At 69.7% G+C, this 3,755-nt stretch carries 2 protein-coding genes and 1 pseudogene; 2 read left to right on the forward strand and 1 reads right to left on the reverse strand.

Translation table 11 applies throughout. The features are described from left to right. Positions 1-283 (forward strand): annotated as a pseudogene (locus FV222_RS19780) (DNA polymerase III); the annotation flags it as partial. A 223-nt stretch (positions 284-506) separates the two neighbouring features. Here FV222_RS19780 and FV222_RS19785 read toward each other — a convergent pair. Next, complete coding sequence (locus FV222_RS19785; protein ID WP_147815452.1) at positions 507-2,708, reverse strand: 3-hydroxyacyl-CoA dehydrogenase NAD-binding domain-containing protein; 2,202 nt, start codon at positions 2,706-2,708, stop codon at positions 507-509. Between the two features lie 212 nt (positions 2,709-2,920). On the opposite strand from FV222_RS19785, the gene FV222_RS19790 reads away from it, so the two are divergent. Then, positions 2,921-3,640, forward strand: coding sequence for an EAL domain-containing protein (locus tag FV222_RS19790; RefSeq protein WP_246685556.1), 720 nt, complete (start codon positions 2,921-2,923; stop codon positions 3,638-3,640). Positions 3,641-3,755: the final 115 nt, after the last annotated feature.

Below are 3,755 nucleotides of genomic sequence, written 5' to 3' on the forward strand. Positions count from 1 at the left end.
GGCGGGCGCGGGCGCCATCAGCGGCCGCATCCTGCGCGCCCTGAAGCCCGCGGAGCCCGACGCCCTGCGCTTCGCGATGCGCGGCAGCACCGGCAACCGCTACGAGGTCTCGCTGGAGGACCGCACGAGCGGGTTGATGCTGCGCTGCACCTGCATGGCCGGCCGCCACGGGGTGCGCTGCCGCCACGTGAAGGCCCTCGTCGTCGGCGACATCACCGATCTGCTGTCGAACAACCACGCCGACGTCGAGGTTCTGCGGCGGCGGCTCGCCGCGGTGGGGTGAGGCGGGATGTCCGCCCCCTATCCAAAACAGGAGCCGTCATTCCGGGGCTGCGAAGCAGAGTCCGGAATCCAGAACCGCCGTCCGTGGGCGAAGGAGCGGATGCGTTCCGCCCCCAACGGCATGCGCGGCGGCTCGGGATCCCGGGCTCGCCTTCGGCGCCCCGGGATGACGGGGGAGAAGCGGACGCGTCGCTCCTCCCGGGGAGCGAGGAGCGAGGCTTGCTTCACGCCGCCTTTTTCGCCGCCTCGCCGTAGAACGTGCCGCCGGTCTCGGCCAGGGCGCGCAGGTTGTCCGGCACGGCGAAGCGCGGGCCGTGCTTGGCTTCCAGGCCCTCGGCGAGCGCCACGAAGTCCTTCGCGCCCATGAAGTCGATGTAGGACAGCGCGCCGCCGGTGAAGGGCGCGAAGCCGAAGCCGAGGATCGAGCCGACGTCGGCCTCGCGCGGGTCGGTGATGACGCCCTCGCCCACCGTGCGCGCGGCCTCCAGCGCCTGGACCACCAGGAGGCGGTGCTTCAGCTCGGCGATGTCGAGGGTGTCGGGGTCGAGGTGGGTGGGCTGCAGGTCCTTGAGGCCGGGCCACAGGCGCTTGGGCGCGCCCTCCGGGTAGTCGTAGAAGCCCTTCTTGTTCTTGCGCCCGAGGCGGCCCTGGGTCTCGACGAGTTCGACGAGCAGCGCCTTCTGCGCCGGGTCGACCGCGTCGGGCCCGAGCTGCGCCTCCGTCGCCTTGGCGATCTTGAGGCCGAGGTCCAACGCCACCTCGTCGTTCAGCGAGAGCGGGCCGACCGGCATGCCGGCCATCTTGCCGGCGTTCTCGATCATCGCGGGCGGCACGCCCTCGTTGAGCATCTTGTGCCCCTCGAGGATGTAGGCGCCGACGCAGCGGTTGGCGAAGAAGCCGCGGGCGTCGTTCACGACGATCGGGGTCTTCTTCACGGTGCGGACGTAGTCCAGAGCCGTGGCGAGCGCCCGGTCGCCGGTGGCCTCGCCCTTGATGATCTCGACGAGCATCATCTTCTCGACCGGCGAGAAGAAGTGGATGCCGACGAACTGCTCGGGGCGCGACGACGCCTTGGCGAGGCCGGAGATCGGCAGCGTCGAGGTGTTGGAGGCGAAGATCGTGTCGGGGCCGATCACCGCCTCGACCTTGGCGATCACCTCGGCCTTCACCCGCGGGTCCTCGAACACCGCCTCGATGACGAGGTCGCAATCGGCCAGGTCCGCGTAGTCGGCGGACGCCGTGATGCGGGCGAGCAGCGCGTCGCGGTCCGCGGTCTTGGCGCGGCCCTTGTTGATCTGGTCGGTGATCAGCGCGTGGGCGTAGGCCTTGCCCTTCTCGGCCGCCTCGCTCGACTGGTCGACGAGCACCACGTCGAGACCGGCGTTGGCCGTGACGTAGGCGACGCCGGCGCCCATGAAGCCGGCGCCGACCACGCCGACCTTCTTGAGGCTCGTGGCGGGGACGTCCTTCGGGCGGCGCGCGCCCTTGTTCAGCTCGCCCATCGAGATGAACAGCGTGCGGATCATCGCCGCCGCCTCTTTGGTGCGCAGGATCATCGCGAAGTAGCGGCTCTCGACCTTCAGGCCGAGATCCATCGGCAGCTGCAGGCCCTCGTAGACCGAGGCCAGGATGGCCTTCGCCGCCGGGTAGTTGTCGTGGGTCTCGCGCCGGTAGATCGCGTTGGCCGGCGGCCAGATCATCATGCCGGCCGGTGAGTAGACCTTGCCCGAGGGCGCCTTGAACTTCGGGACGTCCCAGGGCGCCACCGCCGAGCCGCCGGCCAGGATCCAGGCCTTGGCCTTGGCGACGATCTCGTCCTTGCCCGCGACCTCGTGGACGAGGCCCATGCTCTTGGCCATGGCCGGCCGGATCTGCTCGCCCTTGAACAGCATCTGCAGTGCGTCGCCCGTCTGCATCAGCCGCGCGACGCGCTGCGTGCCGCCGCCGCCGGGAAACAGGCCGACCTTGATCTCGGGCAGGCCGACGCGGGTCTTCGGGTCGTCCGAGACCACGCGGTGATGGCACGACAGGGCCAGCTCGAACGCGCCGCCGAGGCAGATGCCGCTCACCGCCGCCGCGAAGGGCTTGCCGCAGGTCTCGAGCTTGCGGAACACCAGCGAGAGCCGGCGCGAGGCCTCGAAGAAGTGGCGCATGGCGGGCTCCTCGCCCTGCTCGCGCTTGAGCTTCTCGTATTCGAGCCCGAGCCCCTGCAGCATCGTCAGGTCGGCGCCGCCCGAGAAGTTGTCCTTGCCCGAGGTGATGACGCAGCCCTTCACGGCCGGATCGGCGACGACCGCGTCGACGATGGCCTCGATCTCGTCGATCACCGCTTGAGTGATGACGTTCATCGAGCGTCCGGGGCAGTCCCAGGTCGCCAACGCCACGCCGTCAGCATTGGTCTCGAAGCGGAAGTTCTGGAGATTCATCGCTGATCCTCGGGTGGCTGAAGGACTTAAGTTCGGCGCGTTAACAGTGTGGAGAGTGTTGCGCTTCAGAAGGAGTGCGGGGTTCAAGTAACGGGAAGTAACCCATGTTAAGCAATGCCCAGGTCGTGGACGGCAAGACGACGGGTGCCAAGGCCGCGGAGGCCAAGTGCCGGGCCTGCCGCGACGGCGAGGCACTCGATTTCACCTTCACCATGGCGTTCCAGCCGATCGTCGACACGACCGAGGGTCGGGTCTGGGGCTACGAGGCCCTGGTCCGCGGGCCGGGGGGGCAGTCGGCCGCCTCCATCCTCGACCGGGTGACGGACGAGACGCGCTACCGCTTCGACCAGGCCGCGCGGGTCAAGGCGATCGAGCTCGCCGGCCGCCTGTTCCCGAAGGACGACGCGACGCGCCTGTCGATCAACTTCATGCCCAACGCCGTCTACGAGCCGGCGGCCTGCATCCGCGCCTCGCTCGAGGCCGCGCGCCGGGTCGGCTTCGAGCATCGCCGGATCATGTTCGAGTTCACCGAGAACGAGCGCTTCCGCGACGTCCCCCATGTGAAGCGCATCGTCGCCGAGTACCGGCGTCAGGGCTTCCTCACCGCGCTCGACGATTTCGGCGCCGGCTATGCCGGGCTGAGCCTCCTGGCGAACTTCCGTCCCGACCTGATCAAGATCGACATGGACCTGCTGCGCGGCATCGACGTCGACGCCGGGCGCGGCGCCATCGTGGCGGGCCTCGTCGCCATCGCCCGCGCGCTCGGCGTCTCGGTTCTGGCCGAGGGCGTCGAGACGCAGGGCGAGCTCGACGCCCTGCGCGACCTCGGCATCACGTTGTTCCAGGGCTACCACTTCGCCAAGCCCCTGTTCGAAGGTCTGCCGGAGGTGGCGGGCTTTCCCGGGTCGGAGCGATCCGTGCGCGCCGCCTGAGCTGGGCTGAGGAGACATGCCAGCGTGAAGGCACATGCCAGCTTGAAGGGACATGCCCGGATCGCTCCGCCGCCGGCTCAGCGCGCCGGGGTCGGGGCCGGCGCAGGCGCCGGGG

The organism is Methylobacterium sp. WL103 (assembly GCF_008039885.1).
In the GTDB taxonomy this organism is placed as follows: Bacteria; Pseudomonadota; Alphaproteobacteria; order Rhizobiales; family Beijerinckiaceae; genus Methylobacterium; species Methylobacterium cerastii.

Bases quoted from the DNA above. Each gene is read 5' to 3' on its own strand.
- FV222_RS19785 (WP_147815452.1), bottom strand. From the start codon at position 2,708: ATGAATCTCCAGAACTTCCGCTTCGAGACCAATGCTGACGGCGTGGCG.
- FV222_RS19790 (WP_246685556.1), top strand. From the start codon at position 2,921: ATGGCGTTCCAGCCGATCGTCGACACGACCGAGGGTCGGGTCTGGGGC.